13 protein-coding genes are annotated in these 12,801 nt (G+C 74.4%); 6 read left to right on the plus strand and 7 right to left on the minus strand.

Features of this window, described 5'->3' with window-relative positions; translation table 11 throughout:
- Positions 1–91: 91 nt before the first annotated feature.
- Both KDL28_RS37080 and KDL28_RS37085 read left to right on the plus strand, forming a co-directional pair.
- Positions 92–724 (plus strand): bifunctional 4-hydroxy-2-oxoglutarate aldolase/2-dehydro-3-deoxy-phosphogluconate aldolase, encoded by a 633-nt coding sequence (locus KDL28_RS37080; RefSeq protein WP_252446169.1) that lies wholly within the window; start codon positions 92–94, stop codon positions 722–724.
- Entirely contained in the window at positions 721–1,674 is a 954-nt protein-coding gene (locus tag KDL28_RS37085; RefSeq protein ID WP_252446170.1) for a PfkB family carbohydrate kinase, read from the plus strand. Before KDL28_RS37080 ends, KDL28_RS37085 begins: the two co-directional genes overlap by 4 nt.
- Here KDL28_RS37085 and KDL28_RS37090 read toward each other — a convergent pair.
- The 5 genes from KDL28_RS37090 to KDL28_RS37110 form a co-directional block, all read right to left on the minus strand.
- Complete coding sequence (locus KDL28_RS37090; protein WP_252446171.1) at positions 1,646–2,401, minus strand: IclR family transcriptional regulator; 756 nt, start codon at positions 2,399–2,401, stop codon at positions 1,646–1,648. The genes KDL28_RS37085 and KDL28_RS37090 overlap by 29 nt on opposite strands.
- A 17-nt stretch (positions 2,402–2,418) precedes the next feature.
- Positions 2,419–3,183: an SDR family NAD(P)-dependent oxidoreductase gene (locus KDL28_RS37095; RefSeq protein ID WP_252446172.1), complete on the minus strand. Its 765-nt coding sequence runs from the start codon at positions 3,181–3,183 to the stop codon at positions 2,419–2,421.
- A 37-nt stretch (positions 3,184–3,220) separates the two neighbouring features.
- On the minus strand, positions 3,221–4,555 hold the full coding sequence (locus KDL28_RS37100; protein WP_252446173.1) for an MFS transporter: 1,335 nt from the start codon (positions 4,553–4,555) through the stop codon (positions 3,221–3,223).
- 125 nt (positions 4,556–4,680) lie between these two features.
- Positions 4,681–5,094, minus strand: coding sequence for a hypothetical protein (locus tag KDL28_RS37105; protein ID WP_252446174.1), 414 nt, complete (start codon positions 5,092–5,094; stop codon positions 4,681–4,683).
- Between the two features lie 14 nt (positions 5,095–5,108).
- Entirely contained in the window at positions 5,109–6,680 is a 1,572-nt protein-coding gene (locus tag KDL28_RS37110; protein WP_252446175.1) for a DHA2 family efflux MFS transporter permease subunit, read from the minus strand.
- A 302-nt stretch (positions 6,681–6,982) separates the two neighbouring features.
- Here KDL28_RS37110 and KDL28_RS37115 point away from each other — a divergent pair, with 302 nt between their 5' ends.
- The 3 genes from KDL28_RS37115 to KDL28_RS37125 are packed head-to-tail and all read left to right on the plus strand — an operon-like array spanning position 6,983 to position 8,864.
- Entirely contained in the window at positions 6,983–7,198 is a 216-nt protein-coding gene (locus KDL28_RS37115; RefSeq protein ID WP_252446177.1) for a CbtB domain-containing protein, read from the plus strand.
- Positions 7,199–7,212: 14 nt separating this feature from the next.
- The gene (locus KDL28_RS37120; protein ID WP_252446178.1) at positions 7,213–7,938 is read left to right on the plus strand and encodes a CbtA family protein; all 726 of its coding nucleotides are present in this window, start codon (positions 7,213–7,215) and stop codon (positions 7,936–7,938) included.
- Positions 7,863–8,864: a hypothetical protein gene (locus KDL28_RS37125; RefSeq protein ID WP_252446179.1), complete on the plus strand. Its 1,002-nt coding sequence runs from the start codon at positions 7,863–7,865 to the stop codon at positions 8,862–8,864. The genes KDL28_RS37120 and KDL28_RS37125 overlap by 76 nt, the downstream gene beginning before the upstream one ends.
- On the opposite strand, the gene KDL28_RS37130 is transcribed toward KDL28_RS37125, so the two are convergent.
- Positions 8,849–9,919 carry an acetate/propionate family kinase gene (locus KDL28_RS37130; RefSeq protein WP_252446180.1) on the minus strand — a complete coding sequence of 357 codons (1,071 nt, stop codon included), beginning with the start codon at positions 9,917–9,919 and terminating at the stop codon, positions 8,849–8,851. The genes KDL28_RS37125 and KDL28_RS37130 overlap by 16 nt on opposite strands.
- A gap of 5 nt (positions 9,920–9,924) precedes the next feature.
- Entirely contained in the window at positions 9,925–12,342 is a 2,418-nt protein-coding gene (locus KDL28_RS37135) for a phosphoketolase family protein (protein ID WP_252446181.1), read from the minus strand.
- Positions 12,343–12,474: 132 nt separating this feature from the next.
- Between KDL28_RS37135 and KDL28_RS37140 the strand changes: the two genes are divergently transcribed.
- Positions 12,475–12,708, plus strand: coding sequence for a hypothetical protein (locus KDL28_RS37140; protein WP_252446182.1), 234 nt, complete (start codon positions 12,475–12,477; stop codon positions 12,706–12,708).
- Positions 12,709–12,801: the final 93 nt, after the last annotated feature.

Below are 12,801 nucleotides of genomic sequence, written 5' to 3' on the forward strand. Positions count from 1 at the left end.
CCGGGCCGGGCAGGCTGGTCGAGCGCGCCGTTCGCTCAGCTGACGAGCCCGCGTCGCTGCGTCCGACGCGCGTTCGCCCTAGAATGGGTCCGTGAGCCGGAATGGCGTTCTCTCTCATGAAACTCTGGCCGATCTACTGCGGTCGGCCCGGGTCCTGCCGGTCCTGCGGTCACCGTCCCCCGACGCCGCGCGCGCCCACGTCGACGCGCTGGTCGGGGCCGGGCTGCCCGTCGTCGAGCTGACCACCACCACCCCGGACTGGCCGACCGCCCTCGCCGCGGCCGGCCACGACCACCCCGGACTGCTACTCGGCGTGGGCACCGTGCGCGAGCCCGACGACGTGCGGCGGGCCCACGACGCGGGGGCCCGGTTCCTGGTCACCCCGTGGCCGGCTCCCGACGTCCGGCTGGCCGCGGGCGAGATCGGGTTGGTGCTGGTCGAGGGCGGTCTCACCCCGGGCGAGATCGCGCAGGCGAGCGGGCGGGGCATCGCCAAGCTGTTCCCGGCCCACGTCGGCGGCCCGGAGTACCTGCGCTCGCTGCGCCCGGTCTTGCCCGACGCCCGGATCGTGCCCACCGGGGGCGTCGGCCTCGCCGACGTCGCCCAGTGGCTCGACGCGGGCGCGCTGGCCGTCGGGGTGGGCAGCGACCTGCTGCGCGCGCTCGAGAGCGACCCGGCGCGCGTCGCCGAGCAGCTCGCCGCCCTCACCGGGGCCCGCGGGTGAGCGGCTACGACGTGCTGGTCATCGGCGAGCCGATGATCGAGCTCACCTCGACCGACCCGCTGGACGCGGCCGTCACCTTCCGGCTGTCGTTCTCCGGCGACGCGCTCAACGCGGCGGCCGCCGCGGCCGCGGCCGGCGCCCGCACCGCGCTGCTCACCCGGGTCGGCGACGACCCGCTGGGACGGCGGCTGCTGGAGCGGATCGCCGAGCTGGGGGTCGAGCCGATCGTCCGGCTCGACCCCGCCGCGCCGACCGGCGCGTACCTGTCCGGGGCCGACCCCACCGGCCAGGCCGAGTTCGTCTACCTGCGCCGGGGCAGCGCCGCGTCCCGGCTCTCGCCCGACGACCTCGACCCGGACCTGCTGGCCACGACGTCCTGCCTGCTGGTCAGCGGGATCACCGCCGCGCTGTCGGCGAGCGCGACCGAGACCGTGCTCGCCGCGGCCTCGGCCGTGGCCGCGGCGGGTGGGGCGGTCGTCTACGACCCCAACTTCCGCCCCCGGCTCACCACCCCGGCCGCGGCGCTCGACGTCCTCGAACGGGTCGCCCCGCACGCCGCGCTGGTCACCCCGTCCTGCCCGGGCGACGCCGAGCCGCTGCTCGGCACGGCCGACCCGGGCGAGGCCGCCGAGCGCGTCCGCGCGGCCGGGGCCCGCGCCGCCGCGGTCACCATGGGCGCCGACGGCGTGCTGCTGCTCACCGGCGCACCCGAGCCGACCATCGTGCCGCCGGTGCGGCCCGACCGGGTCGTCGACCAGACCGGCGCGGGCGACGCGCTGGCCGGCACCGCGGCGGCCCGGCTGGCGCTGGGCGATCCGGTCGAGGTGGCCGTGGCGCTGGGCACGGCGGCGGCCGCGCTGTCGCTGGCCGGTGAAGGCGGCACCGGCCGCGTCCCGACCCTCGCCGAGACGCGCGCCGCCCTCAGCCGGGTGCGCCCAGCAGGCGACTGATCTCCCGCGCGGCGGCGGCCACCCGGGGGCCCAGCTCCTCGGGCGGGCGCCCGTCGGGGTCGCTGACCAGCTGCGACACGCTGACCGCGCCGATCACCCTGCGGGTGTGGTCGAACACGGCGGCGCCCACGCAGCGCACCCCGAGCTCGTTCTCCTCGTCGTCGACGGAGTAGCCGCGCTCGCGCACCCCGACCAGGTGCCCGACGACCGCGTCCGGCTCCACGAGCGTGCGCGCGGTGCGCGCCACCGGCCGGGTGCGGGCCAGCAGCGCCCGCACGTCCGGCTCGGGCAGCGCGGCGAGCACCGCCTTGCCGATCGACGTGCAGTGCAGCGGCAGCGACATCCCCACGCGCGACGCCATCCGGTAGGGCTTGTCGCCCTCCACCTTGGCCACGTAGACGGCCTCGTCGCCGTCGACCAGCGCCAGGTGCACGGCGCCGCCGCAGTCGGCCTGCAGCGCGGCCAGCTCCGGCTCGGCGCGCTGGGCGGCGCCGGTGCGCGCCAGCACCCGCCCGGCCAGCCCGAGGATGCGCGCCCCGCCCTGGTAGGTGCCCTGCTCGGTGACGCGGACGAACCCGAGCCGGGCGAAGTCCTGCAGGATCCGGTGCACGGTGGACTTGTGCAGGCCGGTGGCCTGGGCGATGTCGGAGATCCGCTCGTGGTCCCCGAGCGCGTCCAGCACCGCGAGGGTCTTCTCCACGGCGTTGCTGCCGGACGGGCGGGGCACGACCGCAGGGTATGCGGTCAGTAGAGGATCGACCGGCCGGCGTCGACGATGACGTCCTCCCCGGTGACCAGGTCCATGCCGAGCAGCCCGACGACGACCTGCGCCACGTGCTCGGGCCGCGCCAGGCGCCCCAGCGGCGTCCGCCGGGTGTCGGCGCTGGCCCGCTCGACGGCCGCCTCGTCGAAGACGCGGGTCAGCCAGCGGGTGGCCACCGCCCCCGGCGAGACCGAGTACACCCGCACCTGCGGGGCCAGCACCCGGGCCAGCGACCGGGTGAGCTGCAGCAGCGCCGCCTTGCTCACCCCGTAGACGACCGACGACCCGCCCGCCCGGTGCCCGGCGATCGAGGAGATGTTGACCACCGCACCGCCGGCCTCGCGCAGCGCCGGGGCCAGCGCGCGGGTGCACCGGAACGCCCCGCGCAGGTTGACGTCGAGCACCTCGTCCCAGGCGGCGTCGGTGATGTCCTCCAGGTCGTCCCACGGCGTGGCGTCGGTCGTGCCGGCGTTGTTGACCAGCACGTCGACCCGACCGTGCTCGGCCACCGCCGCCGCGGCGACCGCGCGCACGGCGGCCTCGTCGCGCACGTCCATGAACACCGCGGCCGAGCCCTCCGCGCCCAGCTCGCGCAGCCGCTGCGCGGTCTGCTCCGCCTCGTCGACCGAGCGGCTGTATCCGACCAGCACCGCCGCCGCGCCGGCCCGGGCGAACGCCTCCCCGCAGGCCGCGCCGATGCCAGTGCCCCCGCCGGTGATCACCGCGACCGTCCCGTTCAGCTCCATCGCGACCCTCCACGCCCGCGGTGCCGCGCCGTCGCGGTCACCTCTCGGAGATCAGTTTCGCCGGTCCGGCCTCGGTGATGTCCATGTCCTTCATCTCAGGTGCGGCCAGGAACGCGACCAGCGAGACCGCGCACAGCCCGATCATGTACAGCGCGACCCACCACGGTGCGCCGTCGTCGGTGACCATCGCGGCGGCGATGAGCGGGGTGAACCCGGCCAGCGCCGCGCCGACCTCGCGCGAGGTGGCGAACCCGCTGTAGCGCACGCGGGCGCCGAACAGCTCGGCGTAGAACGCGGGCTGCACGGCGATCATCGGGGCCACGCCGAACGCCGTCGCGACCACCAGCGCCAGCACCACCAGCACGGGTTGCTCGGTGCGCAGCAGCAGGAAGAACGGGAAGATGAACGCGGCCAGGAACACCACCGAGAACACGTTGAGCGGCTTGCGCCCGATCCGGTCCGACAGCGTCCCGTAGACGGGCTGCAGGATGATCACCACGATCCCGAACAGGATCACGCCGGTGAGCACGGTGCTGCGCGGGACGTCGAGCGTGCTGGTGGCGTAGGAGACGGTGAACGTCGCGAACAGGTACACCGCGGCGGTGTCGGCGATGTGCGCGCCCACCCCGATCAGCATGTTGCGTGGGTAGGAGCGGAACACCTCCAGCACCGGCATCCGGATCACCCGCTGCTGGGCGGCCATCGCCCGGAACACCGGCGACTCCTCCACCCGCAGCCGGACGTAGAGCGCCACCCCGATCAGCGCGAAGCTGACCAGGAACGGCACCCGCCAGCCCCAGCTCAGCAGGTCCTCCTCGGGCAGCAGCCCGACCAGCAGGAACGACACCGTGGCCAGCACGAGCCCGATCTGCACGCCGGTCTGGGCGAACGAGGTGTAGTAGCCGCGCCGGGCCGGCGGCGCGTGCTCGGCCAGCAGCGTGGAGGCCCCGCCGAACTCCGCCCCCGCCCCCAGCCCCTGCATCACCCGCAGCACCACCAGCAGCACCGGCGCCCAGACCCCGATGGAGTCGTAGGTGGGCAGCAACCCGATCACGCCGGTGGACACGCCCATCACCAGCGTGGTGAGGATCAGCGTCTCCCGCCGCCCGATGCGGTCGCCGATGTGGCCGAACAGGATGCCGCCCAGCGGCCGGAACACGAACCCGACACCGAAGGTCAGGAAGGCGGTGAGCGTGCCGACGGCCGGATCGGACTGCGGGAAGAACAGCCGGTTGAACACCAGCGCCGCCGCGGTGCCGTAGATGAAGAAGTCGTACCACTCGAGCGCGGTGCCCACGAGGGCACCGGTGACGACCCGGCGCAGCCCGCCGGGTCGGGTGTCCGTCACGTCGTCGGGACGGGAGGTCGTCATCGTCGTCTCCCCTGCGTCGCGGTCGTTCCATCTCACGGAACAACGTCTCGCCTGGCGCTCAGACCATACGACGATCACGAGCCGGACAAAAGCGGAAGCGGGACAGGCGCACGTAGGTGGGGGCGCTAGCCCGGCGAGGACTCCGCCTCCGGGTGCCACCCCTGCCCCGGCCAGAAGGGCCACTCTTCGAACTCCCGCGCCCGCCCGTCGGGCGCGAACCGCACCAGCCACAGGTCGCGGTACTCGTGACCTGTGAAATCCTCGTAGCGCACCAGCACGTGGGCGATCCCCAGCGGCCCGACCGGGTCGGTGGCGTTCACCGCCAGCACGTCGGCGCTCATGGTGAACGACTCGTCGGGGCTGTCGCGCTCGGCCTCCCAGTCGCGCTCGATCGCGGCCAGCCCGGAGATCGTCTCGGCGTAGGGCGAGTGCCGGTAGGAGGCGTCGGGGGTGAACAGCTCGGCGAGGCCCGCGGTGCCCGGGGAGCGCCACGCCCTCTCGTAGCCGTCGATCCAGCGGCGGAAGTCGTGCTCGTCCACCGGCCGGGGGTGGGTCAGCTCGCGGAGCCTGCGCCGTCGCGCGCCTCGACGGCCGTGGCCGGCACCGCCGCGGCGGCGCCCGTCGCCGGGGCCGCCGGCTCGCCCGGCTCCGGGGACGCGAAGGTCTCCGGGCCCTCGACCTCGGGGACGCGGATCAGGAACGCGCCGACGATCGTGGTCAGCGACAGCACCGCGGCGACCAGGAACGCCGCGTGCACGCCGCCCGCGGTCTGCTCGGCGAGCGGGGCGCCTTCGGCGGCCAGCCCGGCGGCGCGCACGCTCATCACGCTGACCAGTGCGGCCACCCCGGCCGCGCCGGCGAGCTGCTGGGTGGTGCCGAAGATCGCGCTGCCGTAGGAGTAGAAGCGCGGCTCCACCGATCCGAGGCCCGCGGTGAACAGCGGGGTGAAGACCAGCGCCAGGCCCGCGCTGAGCGTCACGTGGAACGCCACGACCTGCCACGACGCGCTGTCCGCGCTGAACAGGGTGGTCGACCACAGCGACAGGCTGGTCAGGACGGTGCCCGGGACCAGGAGGGTGCGCGGGCCGAACCGGTCGTAGAGGCGGCCGACGACCGGGCCCATCAGCCCCATCAGCAGCCCACCGGGCAGCAGGAGCAGGCCGGTGGTCAGCGGGTCGAGGCCGAGCACGCCCTGCATGTAGATCGGCAGCAGAACGATGGTGCCGATCAGCGTGGCCATCATGACCATCATCAGCACCGAGGCCGTGGTGAAGGTGCGGGACCGGAAGGTGCGCAGGTCGAGCAGGGCGCGGTCGGTGCGCTGCAGGCGGATCTGCCGGGCCACGAACAGCGCCAGCCCCACCACGCCGACGCCGAACGCCACCCACACCGCGACCGGCGTCTGGCCGCCGTCGCTCGAGTGGCCGATCGAGCTGAGCCCGTAGACCAGGCCGCCGAAGCCGAGCACGGACAGCACCACCGACGGCAGGTCGACCGGGGTGTCGGTGCGCTCGCCGATGTCGCTCATCTTCCGCAGCCCGAGCACCAGCGCGACCACGGCGACGACCAGCACCAACCAGAAGATCGCCCGCCAGCCGAAGGTCTGCAGCACCAGGCCGGAGACCGTCGGCCCGATGGCGGGCGCCACCGAGATGACGATGGAGATGTTGCCCATCAGCGCGCCGCGCCGCTGCGGCGGCACGAGCGTCATCACCGTGGTCATCAGCAGCGGCATCATGATCGCCGTGCCGCCTGCCTGGATGATGCGGGCGACCAGCAGGACCCCGAAACCGGGGGCGAGCGCGGCGACCAGCGTCCCGACGCTGAACAGCGCCATGGCAGTGCCGTAGAGGACGCGGGTGCCGACCCGCCGGATCAGGAACCCGGTGATGGGGATCACCACCGACATCGTCAGCAGGAAGCCCGCGGTGAGCCACTGGCCGACGCTCGCCTCGATCTGCAGCTCGCGCAGCAGCACGGGCAGCGCGACGGTCATGGTCGTCTCGTTCAGGATCGCGACGAACGCGGAGACGAGCAGCACCCCGATCACGGTGCGGTCGCGGGGGCTCAGCGCGGTCGGCGGCGCCGTCGCCTCACCGGGTTGGGGGTGCGTCGTGGTCGTCACGGTCTTCCTCTGCGTTCGGGATCTGGGTGCACGCTACGAGGAAGGACCGACAAAGCGCCTGCGGTTAATCGGTGCCCCCCCGATCTCGTCCAGTGACGCGCCGCACGTCCGGGTCATTCCCGCCTGCGGTGGCCGTGCCGGAGATCACTGCAGCCCTGCGGGTAGACGGGCACGGCGTGCGCGATGGCGTTGGTGGCGGCCCTCCCGGAGGGCCGCCACCAACCTTGACACCCGCGCGCCGCCCACCAAGACTCCACACCTGAACAACTCTTCAGATGTGCACCGCAGGAGTGGAGTAGCCGATGTCGCAGGCCGCCGCCGAACCCCGACCCGTCGCGATCCCGGCTCCGATCCCACTGCGCGAGATCGCCCCGTGGGCCCTCTTCGCCGGGGTCGTGCTGCTCGCGCTGCTCTACCTGGTCGGCATGGACCAGGGTGCCACCTCGGTGTTCTCCGGCGAGGTGCTGCACGAGTTCGTGCACGACGGCCGGCACCTGCTCGGCTTCCCCTGCCACTGAGCGGGGGGACGGACGTGGTTCGCGCGCTCCTGGTCCGCGGGATGCTGGCCGGCCTGCTGGCCGGTCTGCTGGCCGCGCTGTTCGCCGGCCTGGTCGGCGAGCCCGCGCTCGACGGCGGCATCGCCTACGAGGACGCGCTGGCCGCGGCGGCCGGCGAGGAGGCGGGCGTGGCGCCGGTGAGCCGGGGTGTGCAGAGCACCGTGGGCCTCGCCGTCGGGTTCGTGATCTACGGCGTGGCCGTGGGCGGCATCCTCGCCCTCGTCTGCGCAACGGCGCAGGGCAGGCTCGGGGCGCTGAGCGCGCGCGCGACCGTGGTGGTCGTGGCCGCGGTGGGCTTCGTCGCCGCCGTGCTGGTGCCGTTCATCAAGTACCCGGCCAACCCGCCCGCCGCCAGCGCCGACGACACGATCGGGCTGCGCACGGGGCTGTTCGTGGTGGTGGTGGCGGTGTCGGTCGGGCTGGCGGTGGGTGCGACCGTGCTCGCCCGGCGGCTGTCGGCCACACTCGGCTGGTGGAACGCGGTGCTCGCCGCGGCCGGTGGCTACCTGGTGCTGGTCGTGCTGGTCGGTGTGCTGCTGCCGACGATCGCCGAGACACCGGCCGACTTCCCCGCCGCGGTGCTCTACGACTTCCGGCTGGCCTCGTTGGGCGGGCACCTCGTGCTGTGGACGGCGCTGGCGCTGGTGTTCGCCGAGCTGGTCGACCGGGCCACCCGGCCGGCCGCGGCCGCCCTCCGCTGAGCCGCGCCCGGCTGCTGCTGCAGCTGGTAGGGCTGTTCCTGCTGGTCGGCGCGGGTTCGGCGGTCGCGCACGGCGACGTCGAGGGCCCGCCGGCCGCCAGCCTGCCGGTGCTGCTGGGCGTCGAGCCCGCGATCGGCGGCCTGGCCGTCACGGTGGTCGAGGGCGGTCCCCGGCTGCGGCTGGACAACGGCACCGACCGCACGGTCGAGGTGCTCCCGCCGCCGGACTGGGGGCGCGCCCAGGAGCCCCTCGTGCAACCCGGCGAATCGGCGGCCTGGACCGACCCCCGGCTGGCCGAACCGCCCGCGGGGGCGGCCACGAGCTGGGAGGTCCCGCTGCTGGTGGGCGGGGAGGCCGTGGTCGTGCGCGGCGACCGGGTCTGGCCACCGAACCCGGCGCCCGCCCCGTGGTGGGCGCTGACCGCCGCCGCCGCGCTGGGCACGTTCTGCCTCGGCGGCACGGCCGCGCTGCGCAGGCGCGACGGCGAGCCCGGGGCCCGGACCGCCGAGCTGGGCGTGGCCGCGGTGGCGGTGGTCGTGGTCGCCGCGCACGTCGTGCACGTGCTGGGCGCGGCGCTGGTGCTGAGCGTGCCGATCTCGGCAGGCGCGGTGCTGGGCGCGGCCGGGATCGGCGTCGTCTGCTGGGCGCTCGGGCTCACCGGGGCCGCGCTGGTGCTGGCCCGCCGACCGCTGGGGCTCGCGGTCTGCGCCGCGGCCGGGGCGCTGGCCGCCCTGCTCACCGCGTTCGACGCCACCGGCTTCCACCGGGCGGTGCTCGCCTTCGGCTGGTCGTTCGACCTCGACCGCGCCACCACGGTCGTCGCCTTCGGCGGAGGGCTCGGCCTGCTGGTCACCGGCTGGGCCGTGCTCTCGCACCCCCGGGAGGCGGCCGGGCAGGCCGAGCCCGCGGATCAGCCCAGCAGCTGACGCACCTCCTCGGCGATGACGAGGTCCTCCCGGGCGTGCACGACGACGGTCGCCGCCGCGGCCCCCTCCGCACCGACGACGGCGTCGCCGTCGGCCGCCCCGTTGCGGTCGGGGTCGACGGCGAGCCCGAGGAACCCGAGCCCGTCGACCAACCGGGCGCGCAGCCGCGGCTGGTGCTCCCCCACCCCGCCGCTGAACGCCAGCACGTCCAGCCCGCCGAGCGCGGCCACCATGGCGGCGATGAGCCCGCGGGCCCGGTGCGCCCACACGTCCAGCGCGAGCGCGGCGTCGCCGTCCCCGCTCGCGGCGCGGGCGACGACCTCGCGCATGTCCGAGGTGCCCGCCAGCGCCGTGAGCCCGCCGGAGCGGTTCAGGCCCTCGTCGACCTCGTCGGGGGCCACCCCACGGCCGATCAGGTAGGTGGGCACGGCCGGGTCGAGGTCGCCGCCGCGGCTGCCCATCACCAGCCCGGCCGCCGGGGTGTGGCCCATCGTGGTGTCGACCGAGCGGCCGCGGTCGACCGCGCACAGCGACGCCCCCGAGCCCAGGTGGGCCACGACCGTCCGCAACTCCCCGACCGGCCGCCCGACCAGCTCCGCTGCCCGCCGCGATGCCCACCGGTGGGCCAGCCCGTGGAAGCCGTACTTGTGCACCCCGAACTCCTCGCGCCACCGGGCCGGGATCGCGTAGGTGCTGGCCGCGGGCGGGATCGTGCTATGGAACGCGGTGTCGAAGCAGGCCACCTGGGGCACGTCGGGCAGCGCCTCGCGGGCCTGGCGCAGCGACTCGAGCGCGGGGCCCTGGTGCAGCGGGGCGAGCTCGCGCAGCCGCTCCAGGGCCGCCACGACGTCGTCGTCGACCAGGGTCGCGCCGGTGAACCGCTGGCCGCCGTGCACGACCCGGTGGCCCACCGCGTCGGCGCCCTCGCCCACCAGCGCGGCGAGGGCTTCGGTGGCGTCGCCGGGATCGACCGAGCGCTCCTCGACGACCCGCTCCCCGTCCAGCAGCGCCAGCTTCACCGACGACGAGCCCGCGTTGACGACCAGGACGCGCACGCCCGTCACATCCGGGGGCCGGTCGAGTCCGGCCAGACCCAGTCGGCCACGTCCGGGGCGTCCGTCCCGTGCTCGCGCGTGTACCGCCGGCAGCGCAGCCGCTCGTCGACCATGTGCTGGCGCAGCGCGGCGTGCTTGACCGCCAGGCCCGGCACCCGGTCGATGACGTCCATGACCAGGTGGAAGCGGTCGAGGTCGTTGAGCATCACCATGTCGAACGGCGTGGTGGTGGTGCCCTCCTCCTTGTAGCCGCGCACGTGGATGTTCGGGTGGTTGCGCCGCCGGTAGGTCAGCCGGTGGATCAGCCACGGGTAGCCGTGGTAGGCGAAGATCACCGGCTTGTCGGTGGTGAACAGCCCGTCGAAGTCGCGGTCGCTCAGCCCGTGCGGGTGCTCGCGCTCGTCCTGCAGGCGCATGAGGTCCACGACGTTGACCAGGCGCACCTTCAGCTCCGGCAGGTGGCGGCGCAGCAGGCTGACCGCGGCCACCGCCTCCAGCGTCGGCACGTCGCCCGCGCAGGCGAGCACGACGTCGGGCTCGGCGCCGTCGTCGTTGGACGCCCACGGCCACACCCCGATGCCGCGCGTGCAGTGGGCGATGGCCTCGTCCATCGTCAGCCACTGCGGGCCGGGGTTCTTGCCGGCCACCACGACGTTGACGTAGTTCCGCGTGCGCAGGCAGTGGTCGTAGGTCGAGAGCAGGGTGTTCGCGTCCGGTGGCAGGTAGACGCGCACTATCTCGGCCTTCTTGTTGACCACGTGGTCGATGAAGCCGGGGTCCTGGTGGGAGAAGCCGTTGTGGTCCTGGCGCCAGACGTGGCTGGAGAGCAGGTAGTTCAGCGACGCGATCGGGCGCCGCCACGGGATGTGCCGGGTGGCGGTCAGCCACTTGGCGTGCTGGTTGAACATCGAGTCGACGATGTGGATGAACGCCTCGTAGCAGTTGAACAGGCCGTGCCTGCCGGTGAGCAGGTAGCCCTCCAGCCAGCCCTGGCACAGGTGCTCGGACAGCACCTCCAGGACCCGGCCCGCCCGCGAGACGTGGTCGTCGCCGGACTGGATGTGGCCGATGAACTGCCGGTCGGTGGCCTCGAAGACGGCCTGCAGCCGGTTGGACGCCGTCTCGTCCGGCCCCATGATCCGGAAGTTGTCCGGGTTGGCCCGCACGACGTCGGCGAGCCAGGCGCCGAGCGTTCCGGTCGCGCTGGCCGGCCCCGAGCCCGGCTCCGGGACGTCGACGGCGTGCCGGGTGAAGTCGGGCAGGCGCAGGTCGCGCAGCAGCTCGCCGCCGTTGGCGTGCGGCGTGGCGCTCATCCGCTTCGGGCCGCGCGGGGCGAGGGCGAGCAGCTCGGCGTGCGGGCGGCCGTCGGCGTCGAACAGCTCCTCGGGCCGGTAGGTGCGCAGCCACTGCTCCAGCTGGGCCCGGTGGGCCTCGTTGGTGCGGGTCTCGGCGAGCGGCACCTGGTGGGACCGGAAGGTGCCCTCGACCCGGTGGCCGTCGACCTCCTTCGGCCCCGTCCAGCCCTTCGGGGTGCGCAGCACGAGCGCGGGCCAGCGGGGCCGCTGCACGTCCTCGCCCGCCGCGAGCTGCTCGGCGGCGCGGGCCCGGATCCGGGCGATCTCGGCGACGATCTCGTCCATCACGGCGGCCATGCGCTCGTGGACGGCCATCGGGTCCTCGCCGTCGAACCCGCCCTCCAGCAGGTAGGGCCGGTACCCGTGCCCGCGCATCTGGTCCAGCAGCTCGTCGTCCGGGATGCGTGCCAGCACGGTCGAGTTGGCGATCTTGTAGCCGTTGAGGTGCAGGATCGGCAGCACGGTGCCGTCGTGCACGGGGTGCAGGAACTTGTTCTGCTGCCAGCTCGCGGCCAGCGGGCCGGTCTCGGCCTCCCCGTCGCCGATCACGCAGGCGACGAGCAGGTCGGGGTTGTCGAACGCCGCACCCGCGGCGTGCATGAGCGAGTAGCCCAGCTCCCCGCCCTCGTGGATCGAGCCGGGCGTCTCCGGCGCGGCGTGGCTGGGGATGCCACCGGGGAAGGAGAACTGCCGGAACAGCTCCTGCATCCCCTCGGCGTCCTGCGGGACCTGCGAGTACCGCTCCGAGTACGTGCCCTCCAGCCACGCCGTCGCGACCACTCCCGGACCGCCGTGGCCCGGACCGGTGATGTAGAGCGCGTCCTGCTCCTCACGGGTGATGACCCGGTTGAGGTGGGCCCACAGGAACGTCAGCCCCGGCGTGGTGCCCCAGTGCCCCAGCAGCCGGGGCTTGACGTGCTCGGGCCGCAGCGGTTCGCGCAGCAGCGGGTTGTCCATCAGGTAGATCTGTCCGACGGAGAGGTAGTTGGCCGCCCTCCACCAGGCGTCGAGCAGCTCCAGGTCGGATCGGGTGGTGGTGTCCGGTGCGTTCGTCGCGGTGACCGCCATGTGGGTGTTCTACCCGAACCCCACTGGTCCATCCCGGGTCGAAAGGCCCGCCGCCCGTCCCCCGACGACTACGCCGCGCTCCCCGGGGTATCTCGTGTGACGTCCACCACCCGACGACAGAGGGGACGCCCGATGACGAGCGCGACCGAGTCCGGCCAGGTCACCGGCACCGCCGACAAGGACTACAACCTGATCTGGTTCACCGAGCAGTGCCTGAGCAACGCGCTGCGCATGGAGCAGTACGCGCAGGACGCCGAGCGCAACGGCGACAACGAGTTGGCGGAGTTCTTCCGCCGCGCCCAGGGCGAGAGCCGCAAGGGCGGCGAGCAGGGCAAGCAGTTGCTCGCCCAGCGCCTGGGGCGCTGACCGGCCCGGACCGGGGCCCCCCCCCCCCCGGGGGCCCCCCCCCGGGGGGGGGGGGGGCGCCCCCGGGGGGGTGAAACCAAAGCCCCGGGGACC

Origin of the sequence: Pseudonocardia humida, assembly GCF_023898865.1 — a bacterium.
In the GTDB taxonomy this organism is placed as follows: Bacteria; Actinomycetota; Actinomycetes; order Mycobacteriales; family Pseudonocardiaceae; genus Pseudonocardia; species Pseudonocardia humida.